The following is an 18,616-nucleotide window of genomic DNA, read 5'->3' as shown; positions in this document are numbered from 1 at the left end:
AAGGGAACCCGCTGCATGCACCCGCGCACAAGATTTTTATTCAGCATATGGTTGTAACGCGCCCAAAACTGGATGGCCCGGAAGCGCATATCCCTTGCACTGGTATGCCTCATTTTCTTCTTTGAAAATCAGTTCTCTTAAAATGGTATCACTTTTTAAAACCGAAAGCAGCTTTCCTTCCGTTTGCGGGACAAGCGCGCTGTACGGCACCATTTCGGCCAGCACCTGTTTTTCAATTTCCAACAGCAGCCGGTGGATATCTTTTTCGTCTTTCGCGCTGATCATGATGCTGTTTTGTGCATTGGGCATGAAATGGCTGTCTTTTATATCCATTTTATTGTAAATGGCAAGCTGCGGCAGATGGTTCATTTCCAGTTCGGAAAGCAGGCGCTGCACCGTTTTTTGATGGTTGTCATAATCCGGGTTGGAACTGTCAATGACATGCAAAAGCAAATCGGCTTCCCGCACTTCTTCCAAGGTCGAGCGGAACGCCGCAATCAGCGTCGTCGGCAAGTCCTGGATAAATCCGACCGTATCCGTCAGCAAAGCCGTGTAACCGCTTGGCAGCACAACTTTTCTTGTCATCGGATCAAGCGTGGCAAACAGCTGGTTTTCTTCATAAGAATCTGCGGCAGACAGGCGGTTAAACAATGTCGATTTTCCGGCGTTAGTATAGCCGACAAGCGCAATTTGAAACACATGGTTCTTTTTCCGCCTTTCGCGGTAACGCTCCCGGTGGCGGACAACCGTTTCAAGCTGCGCCTTAATTTCAGAAATGCGGCGGCGGATATGACGGCGGTCCGTTTCAAGCTGGGTTTCCCCCGGCCCCCTCGTGCCGATTCCGCCACCGAGCCGTGACAGCTCCGTACCGCGCCCGCCAAGACGCGGCAGCAAATACTCAAGCTGCGCCAGTTCCACCTGGAGCTTCCCTTCTTTTGAGCGGGCACGCGTCGCAAAAATATCAAGGATAAGCTGTGTCCTGTCCAGCACGCGGCAATCCACTGCGGCCTGGAGATTGCGGAGCTGGCTCGGCGAAAGTTCCGCGTTAAAAACGATCAGATCGGCTTGCAATTCTGAAACAAGCGCCTTTAGTTCCGCCACCTTGCCTTTTCCGATATACGTGGCGGCATCTGCCCTGTCCCGTTTTTGTACGACTTCAAGCACCGCTTCCCCCTGCGCCGTTTCGACAAGCCGCCTCAGCTCCTCCATTGAATAAGCAAAACGGCTGTGGCTGCCGCCGCTCAATTCGCATCCGGCAAGAATCGCTCTTTCTTTATTATTTTCCATTTCATCACCTGTTCCGTCCAGTATACCTGTTATCTTACCAAAAAACGCACAAAGATAACATGTCCGGGCGCCTTTTTTTGGAAAACAGGGCATGGCTTCGTGCGATATGGCTTTTTTTCCGCCCGCATTAAAAAAGGCCGGGCGCTGTTATGCCCGGGCCCGCATGACTTGAAAATGTATCCCCAAGCTGCTTATTTTCCGGGCGAAACAGCTAGCCGGCAAAACCGGCTTAAGCTTTCGGACGGAAAATAAGCGCCTGCGGAAAACCGCAGAGGGCGCAGGGGCGTCAGTCCGGAAAAACAAGGTCACTGCTGTGCAGCGTGACCAGCTCATGGCGGTCATAGCAAGCCTGCATCAACAGCCGCATCGCCTGGGCGCGCACTGATTTTTCAATTACATTCCGCACATACCGGCCGTTTGAAAAACTGGCAGGGTTGCTCGTTGTTTTGACAAAAGCCAGATGGTCGCGAAGCTTCCGTTCTGCATCCAAACTGAGCGTATACTCTTTTTCAGTCAGCATCCTTTTCCCGATATCCATGAGCTCCTCTACCGAGTAATCGGGAAAGTTGAACACAATCGGGAACCGGGAATGCAGCCCCGGATTCAGGCTCAGGAAATAATCCATTTCGTTTGAATAGCCGGCCAAAATTAAAATAAATTCGTGCTGTTTGTCTTCCATATGCTTTACAAGCGTATCGATTGCTTCTTTCCCGAAATCTTTCTCGCCGCCGCGGCCAAGAGAGTACGCTTCATCAATAAACAAAATGCCGCCGATCGCTTTTTTAATCAAATCCCTTGTCTTTTGCGCCGTATGGCCGATGTATTCGCCGACAAGATCGGCCCTTTCCGCTTCAATCAAGTGGCCTTTTGACAATACATTCATTTTATGGAACAATTTCCCGATCAATCGGGCGACAGTTGTTTTGCCTGTGCCGGGATTGCCTTTAAACATCATATGGAGAGCCTGCTTTCCCGTTTTTAACCCGGCGGCTTCCCTTTTCTTGTTAATATAGATCCAGGCATAAACTTCTTTTACCATTTTTTTGATTTCTTCCATTCCGACAAGCGTGCCAAGTTCATCTTCAATTTCTTTTAAAATTTCATGTTCCGCTGATAAATCTTTTTTGCTGGTTTCTATTTTCGGCTGGGGAATAACGGCCTCCCTTTGGCCCGCATGGAGGACAATATTGATCTGGCCGTTATTTTTCATACGAATCGGTTGATCCATCACCGCCACCTCGCATTCTACAGACAATATACGCGGATTGGGCCGGGAGTGTGACAAATGCCCACGTACAAAAACTTGTTGTTCGGCATAAGAAAACCGGTTGTTTTTCAAATCCGCACCGGCCGAAAATCAGCATCATCCAAAATGGCGGGGGAATTTGTCGGTTTTTGCGCTTTCCCGAGAAATAATTATCTGTATTAGTTTATGTTTCGGGGTCGGATAACAGTACACCATATTTAAAATGCCCGGCAAGTTGCCGGACATTTTGTTTTAATTTTCCTCAAAATTGATTTGAACATTTTTTTGCGGCTGGAACGTTGAAATCGCATGTTTGAAAACGAGTTGCTGTTTGCCGTCTGTTTCAATCAGCACGGTGAAGTTATCAAAGCCTTTTACCTGGCCGCGAAGCTGGAAGCCGTTCATCAAAAAGACTGTGACAACCGTACCGTCTTTCCGCAATTGGTTTAAATACTGGTCCTGAATATTGATAGCTTTGTTCATTACAAATCCTCCTCTTTCTCTCTATTTTAACCTGCTCATGACTAAAGCCGCGAGATTCCTGCAAACGCCGGTGGATCTCCGGTGATTTTTGGCAGGCAGCCCCCGCAGTTTCTGCGGTTCGGTGCCCGGAGCATCTCATGACTGAAGTCACGCGTGTTCCCGGCTATACTCTATATTATAAACTATTCGATTTTAATTGTAGCTTTCCTGCTATGAAAGCGGAAATTTCTTCAATTTTTTTTTCCTTTTCTTCCTCTTTTGTCATGTCAAACCACTCTATTTCCAACTTATTGCGGAACCAGGTGAGCTGCCTTTTGGCAAAACGTCTTGTATTTTGTTTTAAGCGGGAAACAGCCTCATCAAGGGTCGTGCGCCCGTCAAAGTAATCGTACAGTTCTTTGTAGCCGATCGCCTGGATGGACTGGACACCACGCAAATGTTTGTCATACAACTTTCTCGCTTCCTCGATTAAGCCGCGTTCCATCATTTGATCGACCCGTTCGTTAATGCATTGATACAGCTTCTCCCTCTCCATCACAAGCCCCACCAGCGCCGCACAATAAAGCGGTTCATGCTGTTGCTGTTTCTGGTAGTCTTGCATCGTCCTGCCGGAAAAATGGCATACTTCCAGCGCCCGGATCACCCTTCTCACATTATGCGGATGAATCTTTGCGGCACTTTCCGGATCGGTTTTTTCCAGTAATTTGTAAAGCAGGCCGGGCCCTTCCCGCTTTGCGATCTTTTCAAGTTCCGCGCGGTATGCCGGGTCTCCGGCAATGTCCGAAAAACGGTAATCGTATAAGACAGATTGTATGTAAAGCCCCGTGCCGCCGACGATCATGGGCAACTTGCCGCGGGAAGCAATATCGCTTATTTTTTCCCGTACCAGTTGCTGGAATTCAGCAACCGAAAAAGACTCATCCGGATTTTTAATGTCGATCAGGTGATGGGGAACCCCTTCCATTTCATCCTGCGTAATTTTTGCTGTGCCGATATCCATGCCTCTGTATACTTGCATCGAATCGCCGCTGATAATTTCAGCATCGAATCTTTTCGCGAGGCGGATGCTAAGCGCCGTTTTTCCTGATGCTGTCGGGCCGATCAGTACGATCAGTTTTTGTTTTGCCATTCGTACCCTACCTTTTATGCTGGAGATTGCAGCATTCTTTAAATCCCCGGATTTTTCTGTCTCTATCGTACCATAAAACAGCAAACAGAACATCTATACAGTTTCCCTTTTTTCGGGATTTTATTCATCATTGAAAATTCGCTTACAAAAAAATATTTAAAAAATGCATATAGGTCTAAAGTCCTGCTTCACATCCAATCCATTTATACTATATAATAAGGATAATGATTATGATCCATGTAAGGCAGGTTTTTGGTATGGTCAAAAATGACGAGCGTTTCTTTTTTATTATTGAATTAGGGCGGCTTTTGGATGAATACCACAAATGCCCGTATAAGGCTGTGAAAAAAAGCATATATGAAGATATCGTATTGCTCAGGCATGCCATTGGCCCTGATTCAAATGATATGCCTGCCGGCTCCGCTAAAAGGCCATCTTAAGCACAACCGCCTCCGAAACACGCTTATGTTGCCTTTTCTTCAAAACTGTTTTTCTAATCTTCTTATATTTCTCCGAAAGGGATGTTTGCATGGAAAAAATGAATCAGTATCCCACACTTTCCTCTGCCCATCTGCCCCGTATTATTTTGATCCTCCGCGAACAATTGATGCAGTGTGCCAAACAAAATGGCATGAACCACCCGGAAACGATCCGCCAAAGCCAATTATTGGACAAACTGATTTATGAATACCAGCTGGGCATGCTCGCACAAAGCAAGGGCGGCTCATTCCGTGATTAAATCCTTCAGTCCGTTTTCTCTCTTTTCAACAATAATATGGAGTGTGAAACCAGTTTTTTGCACGCAATGATTGCGTTATAATAAAATGACAGACTGCGAAACAAGAACTGAAATCTGACGGGAAAACGGCGTTCCTTGATTGATTACTATAACACCAATTAAGGTGAACCAAAACAAATGGAAAGGAGATTGGCAATGGATCAGAGGCTGGACATTATTCTGGATAAATTAAACTCGTTGGAATCAGGCCAAGTGGAATTGAACAAAAAATTGGAAGTTATGGAATCAGGCCAAATAGAACTGAACAATAAATTGGAAATTATGGAATCAGGCCAAGTGGAATTGAACAATAAATTGGAAATTATGGAATCAGGCCAAGTGGAATTGAACAAAAAATTGGAAGTTATGGAATCAGGCCAAATAGAACTGAACAAAAAATTGGAAGTTATGGAATCAGGCCAAGTTGAACTGAACAATAAATTGGAAGCTATGGAATCAGGCCAAATAGAACTGAACAAAAAATTGGAAGTTATGGAATCAGGCCAAATAGAACTGAACAAAAAATTGGAAGTTATGAAATCCGGCCAGGATGAACTTTATCAAATGGTTCGGGCAATCCGCGACCGCCAGGAAGAAACCGATGCAAAGCTTGATGCCCTGTCAATGGATGTCCACCATGCCCATGGCGAAATTGCAGGTGTCAAGGACGCTGTTAAAGAACTGCGTGAAGGGGTTATTTTTGTAAACCGTAAAGTCGCCGATACGGAATATGAAGTCAATCTGCTAAAACAAAGAAAACAGTAATCCATTTTGCGAAGCGCTCCGAAAGAACAGCGTCCAGCAATAAATGTAGCCAAATTGTAGTCAAACATCCGTTAAAAAGAACGAAACCCCTTGTTTAACAAGGGGTTTCGTGATCGGGGATTACATGACACGTTTGAACATTTTTTCGAGTTCGTATACCGAATAGTGGATGATGATCGGGCGGCCGTGCGGGCATGTAAACGGGTCGGATGCCATCCGGAGCGCATCAAGCAGCGCCTGGATTTCGTCATTGCGCAAATGCCGGTTCGCCTTGATGGACCCTCTGCAGCTCATCATAATCGCCGCTTTTTCACGCAATTTTTTTACATCGACTTTTTTTATGGAAAGGACATGCTCGATCATTTCCTCAATGACTTCTTTTTCCTCATTTTTCGGGAACCATGTCGGATGGGAACGGACAATAAAGCTGTTATGCCCGAATGGTTCAAGGAAAACGCCGACCTCTTTCAGCGCTTCAAGGTTCTCCTGAATTTTAATCGCTTCATCCGTCGCGTATTCCAAAGTCAGCGGCACAAGCATTTCCTGCACCTCTTTTTTCACTTCGCCGACTTTTTCACGGAAAAATTCATACTTGACCCGCTCCTGGGCAGCGTGCTGGTCAATGATATACAGGCCGTTTTCATTTTGTGCAAAAATATACGTGCCGTGCATCTGGCCGATCGGATACATCGGCGGAATGCGGGATGCCGGCTGCTGTGCCGCCAGCTGCCCCTTTGCCTCTTTAACATCCAATGCAGCACGCACCGGTTCGCGGATCTCTTCCGGTAAAACGGGATCCGAATTTCCTCCTGAAAATGGCGGGAAATCGGCGGTCGGCTGTTCCGCATCCGGGCTTTTATAAGGCTGCCCCGTTTTCGCTTCCTCCGGCCGGGGCGATGGGTGCGGCGCAACCGGCGCAGAGAAAGCTTTCGGGGTTTCCGGTTTCGTTTTTTCCGGCAAATGGTCAAGCTGGAACGACACCTGTTCCTGTTTTAGCTTTTCTGCCTGCCGCACCATGCCGGACGGAATCAATTCCTGCTTTTTGAAAGCAGCTTTAATCGCGTCCGTAATCGCCCGGCACAGTTCCTTTTCTTTGCTGAACCGCACTTCCAGCTTGGCCGGGTGGACATTCGCATCGACTAACACCGGATCCATTTTCAGCGATAGCAGCACAATCGGGTAGCGGCCGATCGGGAGCAGTGTATGGAATCCTTCCAATATGGCTTTTACAAGCGCGTAATTTTTAATAAACCGGCCGTTTACCATCGTGGAAATATAATTGCGCGAAGCCCGCGTAATTTCCGGCAAAGCGATAAAACCGTTGATTTCAAAATCAAGCGTTTGGCTGTGTACCGGAATCATTTTTTTGGCAATGTTCACGCCGTAAATGGCGGCAAGCACCTGGCGCACATCGCCGTTCCCGCTTGTCTGAAGCAGCATCTTTCCGCCGTGGCGGAGGCGGAAAGACACCTCGGGATGGCTGAGCGCGAGGCGGTTCACCACATCGGTAATATTGCCGAGCTCGGTATGGATCGACTTCATATATTTTAACCGCGCAGGCGTGTTAAAAAATAAATCGGTGACCGTAATTTCGGTTCCTCTCCGGCTCGGCGCCTGTTCGCGGGCCACCCATTTCCCGCCTTCAATGACCGCTTTTGTCCCGGGCCCGTTTCCGGTTGAGGTGACCATCTCAACACGGGCAACAGCCGCAATGCTCGGCAGCGCTTCGCCGCGGAATCCGAGCGAACGGATCCGGAACAGATCATGTTCGTTTATAATTTTGCTTGTGGCGTGGCGTGAGAAAGCAAGCTCAACATCTTCAGGCTCGATGCCGGTTCCATTATCAATCATACGGATTTTTTCCATACCGGCTTCCCAGACATCAATTTCGATGACCGTGCTTTCCGCGTCAATGGCATTTTCCGCCAGTTCCTTCACGACAGATGCCGGCCGTTCAACCACTTCACCGGCTGCAATCCTGTTCGAAAGCGACTCGTCCAGTTGTGCAATTTTTCCCATCGCGGACAACACCACCTATTTTTTTAATTTTTTCTGGATTTCATAGAGTGCATTCATGGCCGCAAGCGGCGTCATCTCAAGCAGATCGAGTTCCCTGATTTGCTTGAGCACCTTTCTTTCCTTTGCTTCAACGGTTTTCTGGCGCGGCGTTTCTGGCTCTTCAAAAAAGGACAGTTGCGCGGGTTCGCTGGTACCAGCCGCTTCCGGGGGGTTCATTTGCGTCTCGCCATTATCCTGGTTTTCAAGCGCATGGAGGATTTTTTCGGCGCGACGAATTACTTGTTCCGGCAGGCCGGCCAGTTTTGCCACATGGATCCCGTAACTTTTATCTGCAGGGCCTTCTTTGATTTTATGGAGGAAAACAACTTTGCCGTTTTGCTCCATGGCGGTGACATGGATGTTTTGCAGCTTGCCCAGATCTGCAGAAAGCGCCGTCAGCTCATGATAATGGGTGGAAAAAAGCGTTTTGGCCCCGATTTCATCATGGATGTATTCGATCATCGCCTGGGCAAGTGCCATCCCGTCATATGTAGACGTTCCGCGCCCGATTTCATCAAATAAAATCAGGCTTCGTTCCGTTGCGTTTGCAATCGCGTTTTTCGCTTCCAGCATTTCGACCATGAACGTACTCTGACCGGAAATGAGATCATCAGCTGCGCCAATCCGTGTAAAAATCCGGTCAAAAACCGGTAGCTCCGCCTCGCGTGCCGGCACAAAGCAGCCGATTTGCGCAAGGATTACCGTCAGTGCAATTTGCCGCATATACGTGCTTTTCCCGGACATGTTTGGCCCGGTAATCAGCAGAATCTCCCGGTTTTCATCCATCAGGCAGTCGTTTGGCACATAGCTTTGCGAATCGAGCACTTTTTCAACAACCGGATGGCGCCCTTCCGTAATCTTCAGCACGCCGTCTGTCCGGAATACCGGCTTTGTGTAGTGGCGTTTTTCGCTTACGACGGCAAAGCTTTGCAGCACATCAATCGTGCTGACCGCTTTTGCGAGGCGCTGCAGCCGCGGAATAAATTCTTTTACATGTGCCCGGATTTCCGTAAACAGCTCGTATTCCAGGTCGATCATTCTTTCTTCCGCCTGCAAAATAAGCGCTTCTTTTTCTTTCAATTCCGGTGTAATGAACCGCTCGGCATTCGCCAGCGTCTGTTTCCGTTCATACCGGCCTTCTTCGAGCAGGTGGAGGTTTGCCTTCGTCACTTCGATATAGTAGCCGAACACGCGGTTGTATCCGACTTTCAGCGACTTGATCCCGGTCCGCTCGCGCTCTTCGCGTTCGAGGCTTGCAATCCACTGCTTGCCGTTTTTGCTTGCGTCGCGGTAACGGTCCAGCTCTTCGTTATAGCCGTCACGGATCATCCCGCCTTCCTTCACGGAAACCGGGGGACTGTCCTCAATGGCGCGTTCGAGCAAATCTGTCAGCTCTTCGCACGGGTCAAGAAGCGCCGCCAGTTTTTTGCTTTCCGGGCTTTCCATGCTCTCCATGACCGCCCGGATGCCCGGGATTTGCTGCAGCGAACATTTCAGCTGGATCAGGTCGCGCGCATTCACATTGCCGAATGCCACCCGGCCGGCAAGCCTTTCGAGATCGTATACTTCCTTCAGGCGCCCGCGAATATCCTCCCGTTCAAAGTAATGGTTTAAAAAGGTTTCCACCATTTGAAGCCGCGCTTCAATTTTTTCTTGCTTAAGAAGCGGCCGGCCGATCCACTGTTTTAAAAGCCGTCCGCCCATGGCCGTCATCGTTTCATCGAGCAGCCATAAAAGCGATCCTTTTTTTCCTTGCCCGCGGATCGTCTCTGTCAGTTCGAGATTGCGCTTGGAATAATAATCGATGTTTAAAAACCGGCGGACTTCATACATTTCAACCGGCTGTAGATGGTCGAGGCTCCTTTTTTGCGTGCGGAATAAATAGTTTAACAGCCTTGCCGCAGCCAGCTGCAAAAGCTCCGGTTTAAGCTGGGGCAAAAGCTTTTCAAAGCCTTCCTTGACGGCGGTATCCGTTTCGAAGGAAATGGTGATATTTCCTGTATTTTTCATCAGCCGCGCGTACTCATCCGGAAATTCCGGATCTACCACAGCTTCTTTTGCGCCGATCGACGCCAGTTCATTCAGCACTTCTTCAAACGGGCCTTCCAACAGGCAACCCTTGCCCTCCCCTGTTGACAAATCAATATAGGCAATCGCGAAATGCCCGTCCGCCGGGGATGCAACAGACGCAATATAGTGGTTTTCTTTTTCTGCGAGCGATTTGCCCTCCATCAGGGTGCCGGGGGTAATCAGCTGGATGACTTCCCGCTTGACAACGCCCTTTGCCAGTTTCGGGTCTTCCATCTGTTCACATATTGCCACTTTATAGCCTTTATCAATCAGCTGTTCAATATAAGTGCTGGCGGAATGGTACGGTACCCCGCACATCGGGATTTTTTCGTCGCCGCCGCCGTCCCTGCTCGTTAATGTAATTTCAAGTTCCTGGGACGCTTTAATGGCATCTTCGAAAAACATTTCATAGAAATCGCCGAGGCGGAAAAATAAAAAGGCATCCTGATATTCCGCCTTCACTTGCAAATATTGCTGGATCATTGGGGTATACGCAGCCATTCTTACCAAATTCCTTTCCTGCTTATCAATCATTCTTCAATCCTGTTTATTATAACATATTTGCATAAAGGCCTTCATAAATTGAAATACGGATCATTTTACAAAAACCGGGCCTTGTCTGTTGATTTTCAATGCCTCCTCCGGGGTGCCGGGTTTTTTCTTTCCTGTGGCAAAGCCCGCTGTGGGGATCCGGGAAAAACTTTAATCGCATTCTAAGCGGCACAAGCGTTTTGGTGGTGAAATCCGCCGCGCCCAGAAAAAAACTAGGAGTGTATGCCTCCTAGTTTGCGGCTTCTATTCTTCTTCACTTCCCACTAAAAAGTCAGGGTTTAATTCTTCAAACTCGTCGCTGCTTTCTTCCCATTCATCATCATCGCTGCACCCTTCAGGCGAGATGGCAACACAAACTTTTGTTTCACCGATGACTTCCACGAGAAACTCTCTTTCGACACTGACAATGATTTTATTGCCGTTTGGCGAAATGACCGCTTCAATGCAATTCGGCTGCTGCAGGACGCTTGCGATGACTTCTTTGTCGTCCAGGCAATCCGGATCCCTGTAATGCAATTTAACGGTATCGGTATACTCGACTTTTTCCGTCATGACCGATGTCTTCGTATTGTCATTATGGGAGTACCAGATGTTCACATCATAAGAGCCGCGGATTTTAACTTCTTTATCTATTTTCCTGGCTTCGTACTTATGGTTGATAATCCAGCAGCCTAAAATGCTCGAAGGATGCTGCGGCGGGCAAATCGTATGATTGGACTGCGTAAATTTGCGCCCTTTCGCAACGACTGCTTTTGTAATGATTTCTCTATATTCTGCCATTCGAGCGAACCCTCCTCATCTATTTTCAATTCATCCTATGCTTTTACCCAGGCCGGTGTGCCAATTCTTTTTCCCGCCACCTCCGGGTAATCCTAACATATGCCGCGGCTCTGAAGGAGTGCCCGTACCCGGGAATGGATTTGCCTTGGGCGTGCAAAAAAAAAAAAAAAAAACGGTGTGCACCCGGGTGCACACCGTTTTTTTCAGTGGAGGGTGCCGGAAGAATATTTCACCTGGGATCCGGTTTGGCCTTTTAAAAGATCGCCGCCGGTGGATTTGATGATTTCATCCGTAACCGTATTGGAAATGGTGTTTGTTACAAGCTGGAGCAGGTCGTTTACGTCCGTCTGCGACTGCTTGAACTCCTGGACGACCGGGATGCCGTCCAGTTCTTCTTCCAGTTCGTCTATTTTGGCTTCCACTTGTTTTAACGCTTCTTTTTTTCCATAATGCTGCAAATTGACAGCCTGCTTTTGCAAAGCTTTGATATTGGCAATTAAATTGCGGACTCTCTCATTTTCATTGATTTGCGCTTCCGCCCGTTTAAAAAAATCCACTTCTTCCGTTTCCGCAATCATTTTCGCCAGTTCGGCAGCTTTTGCGACAATATCATCTTTTGTAAACTTCTGCATCACGCTTCCACCCCGGCCGGATCAAGCACAGCCACCATTTCCCCGTCCAGTGACCATGTTTTCGCCTTCGTAATTTTTACCTGCACGAGTTTTCCAATCGCTGATTTCGGGCCTTTGAAGTTGACAAGTTTGTTTTTGCGTGTGTAACCGGCTAAAATTTCCGGATTGTTTTTGCTTTCGCCTTCTACAAGCACTTCCACAACCTGGCCTTCGTATTTTTCCATGGCTGCTTTTGAATAGGCATTGACGAGTTCATTCAGGCGCTGCAGCCTTTCCTTTTTCACTTTCATCGGGATATTGTCTTTCATTCTCGCTGCCGGCGTGCCTTCGCGTGGGGAATAAATAAATGTATAGGCCGTTTCGAACCCGACTTCTTTATACAGGGACAATGTTTCTTCAAACTGCTCTTCGGTTTCGTTCGGGAAACCGACAATAATATCGGTGGACAGCGCCACATCCGGAATCGCGGCTTTGATTTTTCTGACGAGTTCCAAATATTGTTCCCGCGTATATTTGCGGCCCATAATTTTTAAAATTTCGCTTGAACCGGACTGGACCGGAAGATGGATATGCTCGACGAGGTTTCCTTTTTTCGCCAGCACTTCGATCAGGCGGTCGTCGAAATCGCGCGGATGGCTCGTGGTAAAGCGGATGCGCGGGATGTTGATTTTGCGCAGATCATCCATCAAATCACCAAGGCCGTATTCAAGGTCGTCAAAATCTTTTCCGTAGGCATTGACGTTCTGGCCGAGCAACGTGATTTCCTTGTAGCCTTTGGCGGCCAGTTCGCGCACTTCCTGGATGATGTCTTCCGGGCGCCTTGAACGCTCTTTTCCGCGCGTATACGGCACAATGCAGTACGTGCAGAATTTATCGCATCCGTACATGATGTTCACCCATGCCTTGATGTTGCCTTTGCGCACTTTCGGCAGGCTTTCGATCACGTCGCCTTCTTTGGACCATACTTCCACAACCATTGCCTTGGACATATACGCTTCTTTTAAAATGTACGGCAGGCGGTGAATGTTGTGGGTGCCGAAAACCATATCGACATGCGGGTGTTTTTGCAAAATTTTATTGACGACGGATTCTTCCTGCGACATACAGCCGCAAACCCCGATCAGCATGTCCGGTTTTTCCGTTTTCAACGGTTTCAGGTGGCCGATTTCGCCAAACACTTTATTTTCGGCGTTTTCACGGATGGCGCATGTATTCAGCAGAACCACATCCGCATCTTCCACCGTTTCGGTCGGCGTGTAGCCAAGCTGCATAAAAATGCCGGCCATCACTTCCGTGTCATGTTCGTTCATTTGGCAGCCGTAAGTCCGGATGTAAAATTTCAATCCGTCGCCCATGCCTTTTAAGTCTTCATCGATTTCAAAGTCTTTAAAATACTGGACCGGTTTCCGGCTGCGTTTTCTTGCTTCTTTTAAATTTGGCGGAATATAAACCGATTGGAAATATTTGCTGTAGTCCTTTTCGGATTTTTTGTCCGCAGGCTCTACAGGGTTCACTTGCTGCTGTTCCAAACGCTGTTTCTCGTTCATGGCAATCCCCTTTCTGTTTGCACCATGCCGCGCTATTGCGGCAACCATATAAAAATCATGCGTATAACCAGTATAAATGGTTTTTTCTCCTATTACAACAAACCTCGTGCCCGGGTATGTGCCAAGTTTTTCACGATCTAGGAACAACCGGGCTTCAAATCCCGGTTGTTTAACCAATTAACACGGATCTGTTCGCGGTTTGTGCCGGAGTCGCATTTGGCAAAACGCCGGGGATTTGCGCTTTACCGGAAAAAAGGGGGCTTACCTCCGCGCCCGGCGCAAAAAGCCTCTTCCTGTATCAGGCAGAGGCTTTTTGCGTTTCTCATCCGTTTTGGATTTTATGCCTTTACTTGCGATAAAACATGTTTAAACGTGCGGATAACCTGGTCGACTTCTTCATAGCTGATCGTAAGCGCCGGTTCAAAGCGCAAGGTTTTTGAATTAATCAATGTTCCCGCAACAAGCACACCCCCGTCAAACATGCCTTTTGCCACTTCATAACCGAGTTCATCCGAGTGGAATTCTACTCCGATCATTAATCCTTTCCCGCGGACTTCCTGGACAATGTCTTCGTGGCCTTTTGCCGCCTCTTTTAAGCCGTTTAAAAAATATTCCCCGCAAGCAGCCGCGCGTTCCGGCAGTTTTCCCTCGATGAGGACGCCGATCGTGGCAATTGCCGCTGCACAGGCAAGCGGATTTCTGCCGAAAGTGGTGGTATGCATGAACGGATTCGGGAACCAGCTTTTGAACACTTCTTCTTTCGCGACCACCGCGCCGGCCGGCATCACCAGGTAAGAAAACACATCTTTTGCCGTTTTATAGCGCTTTTTCCGGAAGACAAAGAAGGCAATAACAGATAAATTGACGAATGTAAAAGCAATAAGAGCGCCAAAGTTGATAAACGAGGAAATGAGCTCCAGGCTGGGCGTGATCGCAAGCAGCGACACCAGGCCGACAAGGATTACATTCCAAGCGGGGGTCCGGAATTTTGGATGCACGTATCCAAACCATTGCTTCGGCAGGACGCCGTTTCTCCCCATCACATATAACAGCCGTGAAACACTGGCATGGGAAGCAAGGCCGGACGCAACCGTGGCGGCAAATGCACCGGAAATAAACAATAACTTAAACAGCGTTCCGCCCACGTACAATCCGATTTCGGGCAATGTGTCATCCGTGTTTTTAAAATGAGAAACGTCCGGAAACAAGGCTTGCGCGAAATAACTGGCGATAAAAAAGACCGCTCCGCCGATAAAAACCGTCAGCATGATCGCTTTCGGCATGATTTTGGGATCTTTCGCTTCCTCCGCATACATCGTCACCGCATCAAAGCCGATAAACGAGAAACATACGACTGTCGCACCCGTCAGGACCGCGCTCAAACGGACACCGGAGTGGTAAAGCGGATCGAAAGTGATAACCGTGCCTTTTCCCATCCCGTGCGAAAATTGTACAATGGCCAGCACAAGAAAAGCGGCGATCAGCACCAATTCAAAAGCAACAAGAATGGTGTTCATATTGGACGTTTTCCCCATGCTCCATACATTGATGCCCGTCACGCCGGCTACATACGCCACCACCCAGACCCAGGCGGGCACGTTTGGAAAGACGGATACCATATAAATCCGGATAATTAAAGCATTCACCATGGGCAACAGCAAATAGTCGAGCAACGCCGCCCATCCGACAAGGAACCCGAGATGGGGGTTCATCGTTTCCCTTGTATACGTGTAGGCAGATCCGGCGTTCGGGAAAACTTTTACCATCTTCCCGTAACTGATAGCGGTAAACAGCATGACAATCAAAGCTGTGATATAGGCAAGTGGCACCACCCCATTGGTTTCCTTTGATACGATGCCAAAAGTATCAAACACAATGGTAGGCGTCATATACCCTAACCCGAGTCCGACGATGGCCCATAAACCGAGTGAACGCTTTAATGTCACATTCTCCAATTTTATCATCCTCCCTCTCTATTCCACAAATCAAAGATGTTTGCTTTTTGGTACGCCAATAAGGCAGATCCGCTTCCATCCACGCGGAGGACTATTATTCTACATCTTTGCAATTTTCATACCAATTGCCAGAAAAACAAAGGGAGGATTTAAAAAACTCAGAATTTGGGAAAAGCAGCCGCGGGATTTCGGAGGGACAGGCGGGAAAAAGGAAAACTTCTTATGCAAAAATGCATAGCATAATCTATTTTGCATACCATTGGAAGGCAAATTAACGAAAGCCGTGGATGCAAAAAACGGCGGGGACATGTTTTGATATCCCGCCGTTTTGAGGTAAATTTTCATTCACTTGGAGCCTGTACAGGGAAGTTTGAAAAGCGCGCCGTACTCACCGGCATTTTGCGTATCCGCATCAAATCATAAGGTTTTACAGGATGGTCGGTGATCGTTTTCACGGTCATCAGCGCATTCGGGGCACGTTCAATGCATTTGCCGTCTTCATCCCAAAGCTTGCGGATGGTTTGTGTGAAACGGGAAAACCCCGGCCCGTAAAACTCCACTTCTTCCCCTGCCGCAAAATGGTTGCGCTGTTCAAGCGTGGCGATTTTTGTAGCCGGGTCGTAATCCAAAACGCGGGCAGCGAAAGTATATTTCGGGATTTTGCGGGGGCGCCCGAACAGTTGCTGGCGGGCATCCGGTTCCCCAAAGTAAAAACCGGTTGCCAGTTCCCGTTGTGCCACTTTCCAAATTTCTTCTTCCCACGCCGGGTCAAAAACAAAATGGCCTGGATCTTCGCAATAGGCATCGACAATCGCCCGGTACACATTCGCCACAGTCGAAACATAGTGGATCGACTTCATTCTGCCTTCAATTTTAAAACTTCCCACACCCGCTTCAATCAATTCCGGCACGTGATGGATCATCGTAAGGTCCACCGCACTCATGGAAAACGGCTCGCCGCCGGCTGTTAAGATGCCGGCCCCATCATTTTCAAACAAGTCATATTTCCAACGGCACGACTGGGCGCATCCGCCCCGGTTTGCGTCGCGGTTTGCCATATGGTTGGACAGCACGCAACGCCCGGAATACGAAATGCACATCGCCCCCTGTACAAACGCTTCTATTTCCATACCGGTATTTTTCCGGATTTCGCGGATTTCTTCAAGGCTGACTTCGCGGGCCAGAACCACCCTTTCGACCCCTTCCTGCTCCCAGAACTGAAGCGCTTTGTAATTTGTTGCAGAAGCCTGGGTCGACAAGTGGACGGCAAGTCCGGGCGCCTCTTCCATACAAATGGTGATAAAGCCCGGGTCGGAGATGATGACAGCGTCAATCCCGATCTCCTTTAGTGTGCGGAAAAAATCCCCTGCCCCTTCATCATCGCCTTCATGGCCGACCATATTTGCAGCTACATACACTTTTGCGCCGCGGGCATGCGCAAAGCGGACCCCTTCCTTCATCTCGCCGTACGTAAAATTGCCGGCTCTCGAACGCAAGCCGTAAGCCTGTCCGCCAATATATACGGCATCCGCGCCATAGCGGACGGCGATTTCCAGTTTTTCAAGATTTCCGGCCGGCGCAAGTACTTCCGGTTTTTTGATGATGTTTCGCATATTCTCCCTCCTACTGTACTTCATCCGGCTGCCGCAGGAAAAACCCCGTGCCAAGCTTCCGCGTTTCCGGCTGCAATTGCAAAAGCTCAGCTGAAAAACGCGCCGCATCAAATGTGCCGGACAGCACCGCTTCTTTTGCCCGGACATAAAGGGCGGCAATGTCCGTAAAGGTTTCCCCTTCGGCCAAAATGCCGTCGAGTTTCCACGTATCCAGCCCGGCCCTGTGCAGATCCGGCAAATACCGAATGAGCGCAATGTCTTCTGCGGAAAAAATATGGGTGCCATTTTCATCCTCAAAAAGCGGATACTGCTTTTCCCGGTCTTTCTTCTCGCTGATGCTGAGCCTGTCACGGACAGTTGTGCCGGCATCAAGATGCGCAAATTGGGTGTAATTCGAAAGCAAACGGCGCTTCGAATGGTGGATGCATGTCGGGCCGTATACTTGTACCTCGACGGGCTGCCTGATTTGCGCCTGTATTTCTTTTAATTCAATAAAAGTACATTCGCGTGCCGCCACGGCACCTATTGCCCCGCGTTTGAGCCAGAACTTTATCTGGTTTGCCGATGTGACAAGCGTCTGCGCATCGTAAATATAAGGCAGATTCAGTTTCATTTCTTTTAAGAGCTGTATCACGCCCGGATCCCCGGCAGTGATCGCATCCACTCCCGCTTTTTCAAGCGATGACAAATATTCCGGAAGCGCCTCTATATGTCCGTTGTGCATCAATCCGTTAACGGCTGTATACACTTTCCTGTTCTGCCGGTGTGCAAACTTTGTAATGTCGCCTATTTCTTCAAGCGTGATATGGCCGGGCATGCGCAGGCCGAAACGGTTCCCTCCGATATAGAGGGTATCCACTCCGGCCGCAATCAGCGCTTCAGCCTGCCCGGCCGATTCAGCGGTAGCAACGATATGGATCAACTTCCACCCCTCCTTCAGCCGCTTTTTCAGGCTGCAGTAAAAAAACCGCCAAAAAGGCGCAAAGATAAAGTGCGCCACGATTTTACTTTATCATGGGTACGGGTCTTTTTTGCCGGCAAAGTATGACAGTTTCCGCAAACCTTTTTTCCATGCAAAAAAAGCTGCCTGCTTCTGCAAACAGCGTTTCTTTCCAATCTATATCAGCGGGGTTCAACGATGAGTTTAATAGCGGTTCTTTCTTCTCCTTCAATCTGAATGTCCGTGAAAGCCGGGATGCAAATTAAATCCACACCGCTCGGGGCCACAAACCCTCTTGCAATGGCAACGGCTTTTACAGCCTGGTTAATGGCGCCCGCCCCGATCGCCTGGATTTCCGCCCCCCCTCTTTCACGAAGAACACCGGCAAGTGCACCAGCTACAGAATTAGGATTAGATTTTGCTGAAACTTTTAATATTTCCATTCCTTCTCCTCCTTGTCTCCTTCCGTTAACCGAATGTCCGTTCAGAGTGACGATTCATGTTCGAACGTGAAGTATCTCTTGCCCGTTTCCAGCCCGGCCTTTTGCAGCTTCGCTGGAAATGGGGCGGCTGCCTTAAAATCCGGCAGCCGCCCCGCATATCAGGCTGCTGATTCTCCTGCTTGTCGTGCGGGCTTTCATGAACGTCTCTTGCTCAAAAAACTCCGGGGAGCTGCCCCCGCACAGCGGGAAAAATCATTTCACTGCTACTATATTCCTTTGTTTTGCGAGTTATGCCATCCTTCATAAGCGCCGGTACATAAAAAGAGGCGCTCTTCTGC

The 18,616-nt window shown here is 48.6% G+C and carries 15 protein-coding genes; 2 read left to right on the top strand and 13 right to left on the bottom strand.

The window, feature by feature from the left end:
- Nucleotides 1-36 precede the first annotated feature (36 nt).
- From hflX to miaA, 4 genes are all read right to left on the bottom strand, one after another.
- A complete protein-coding gene (hflX, locus tag NSQ19_RS06065) occupies nt 37-1,287 on the bottom strand; it encodes a GTPase HflX (protein WP_061575775.1) in 1,251 nt (416 codons plus the stop codon).
- Between the two features lie 286 nt (nt 1,288-1,573).
- Nucleotides 1,574-2,515, bottom strand: coding sequence for a stage V sporulation protein K (gene spoVK / locus NSQ19_RS06060; RefSeq protein ID WP_207368780.1), 942 nt, complete (start codon nt 2,513-2,515; stop codon nt 1,574-1,576).
- Between the two features lie 270 nt (nt 2,516-2,785).
- Entirely contained in the window at nt 2,786-3,016 is a 231-nt protein-coding gene (hfq, locus tag NSQ19_RS06055) for an RNA chaperone Hfq (protein WP_013859183.1), read from the bottom strand.
- Between the two features lie 175 nt (nt 3,017-3,191).
- The gene (miaA, locus tag NSQ19_RS06050; RefSeq protein WP_166633757.1) at nt 3,192-4,145 is read right to left on the bottom strand and encodes a tRNA (adenosine(37)-N6)-dimethylallyltransferase MiaA; all 954 of its coding nucleotides are present in this window, start codon (nt 4,143-4,145) and stop codon (nt 3,192-3,194) included.
- A 529-nt stretch (nt 4,146-4,674) separates the two neighbouring features.
- Between miaA and NSQ19_RS06045 the strand changes: the two genes are divergently transcribed.
- Complete coding sequence (locus tag NSQ19_RS06045) at nt 4,675-4,884, top strand: aspartyl-phosphate phosphatase Spo0E family protein (protein ID WP_340702555.1); 210 nt, start codon at nt 4,675-4,677, stop codon at nt 4,882-4,884.
- 195 nt (nt 4,885-5,079) lie between these two features.
- Complete coding sequence (locus tag NSQ19_RS06040) at nt 5,080-5,688, top strand: hypothetical protein (protein ID WP_340702554.1); 609 nt, start codon at nt 5,080-5,082, stop codon at nt 5,686-5,688.
- Between the two features lie 120 nt (nt 5,689-5,808).
- Here NSQ19_RS06040 and mutL read toward each other — a convergent pair whose 3' ends face one another.
- From mutL to spoVS, 9 genes are all read right to left on the bottom strand, one after another.
- Nucleotides 5,809-7,707, bottom strand: coding sequence for a DNA mismatch repair endonuclease MutL (mutL, locus tag NSQ19_RS06035; protein ID WP_340702553.1), 1,899 nt, complete (start codon nt 7,705-7,707; stop codon nt 5,809-5,811).
- A gap of 15 nt (nt 7,708-7,722) precedes the next feature.
- Nucleotides 7,723-10,350, bottom strand: a complete 2,628-nt coding sequence (mutS, locus tag NSQ19_RS06030) for a DNA mismatch repair protein MutS (RefSeq protein ID WP_265115370.1) — start codon at nt 10,348-10,350, stop codon at nt 7,723-7,725.
- 261 nt (nt 10,351-10,611) lie between these two features.
- Nucleotides 10,612-11,148 carry an outer spore coat protein CotE gene (locus NSQ19_RS06025; protein WP_013859176.1) on the bottom strand — a complete coding sequence of 179 codons (537 nt, stop codon included), beginning with the start codon at nt 11,146-11,148 and terminating at the stop codon, nt 10,612-10,614.
- Nucleotides 11,149-11,351: 203 nt separating this feature from the next.
- The gene (locus NSQ19_RS06020; protein ID WP_019721128.1) at nt 11,352-11,780 is read right to left on the bottom strand and encodes a RicAFT regulatory complex protein RicA family protein; all 429 of its coding nucleotides are present in this window, start codon (nt 11,778-11,780) and stop codon (nt 11,352-11,354) included.
- On the bottom strand, nt 11,780-13,327 hold the full coding sequence (miaB, locus tag NSQ19_RS06015) for a tRNA (N6-isopentenyl adenosine(37)-C2)-methylthiotransferase MiaB (protein WP_265115371.1): 1,548 nt from the start codon (nt 13,325-13,327) through the stop codon (nt 11,780-11,782). The genes NSQ19_RS06020 and miaB overlap by 1 nt, the downstream gene beginning before the upstream one ends.
- A 338-nt stretch (nt 13,328-13,665) precedes the next feature.
- Nucleotides 13,666-15,273 carry an amino acid permease gene (locus NSQ19_RS06010; RefSeq protein ID WP_340703172.1) on the bottom strand — a complete coding sequence of 536 codons (1,608 nt, stop codon included), beginning with the start codon at nt 15,271-15,273 and terminating at the stop codon, nt 13,666-13,668.
- A 350-nt stretch (nt 15,274-15,623) separates the two neighbouring features.
- Complete coding sequence (locus NSQ19_RS06005) at nt 15,624-16,895, bottom strand: peptidase U32 family protein (protein ID WP_013859171.1); 1,272 nt, start codon at nt 16,893-16,895, stop codon at nt 15,624-15,626.
- Nucleotides 16,896-16,905: 10 nt separating this feature from the next.
- A complete protein-coding gene (locus NSQ19_RS06000; RefSeq protein WP_061566937.1) occupies nt 16,906-17,817 on the bottom strand; it encodes a peptidase U32 family protein in 912 nt (303 codons plus the stop codon).
- A gap of 200 nt (nt 17,818-18,017) precedes the next feature.
- Entirely contained in the window at nt 18,018-18,278 is a 261-nt protein-coding gene (spoVS, locus tag NSQ19_RS05995; protein WP_013859169.1) for a stage V sporulation protein SpoVS, read from the bottom strand.
- Nucleotides 18,279-18,616 lie beyond the last annotated feature (338 nt).

The organism is Weizmannia sp. FSL W8-1119 (genome assembly GCF_038008605.1).
Taxonomy (GTDB): domain Bacteria; phylum Bacillota; class Bacilli; order Bacillales; family Bacillaceae_C; genus Weizmannia; species Weizmannia coagulans.
Note: the sequence above shows the minus strand (reverse complement) of the source record. Positions and strands in the feature narration are given on the sequence as shown.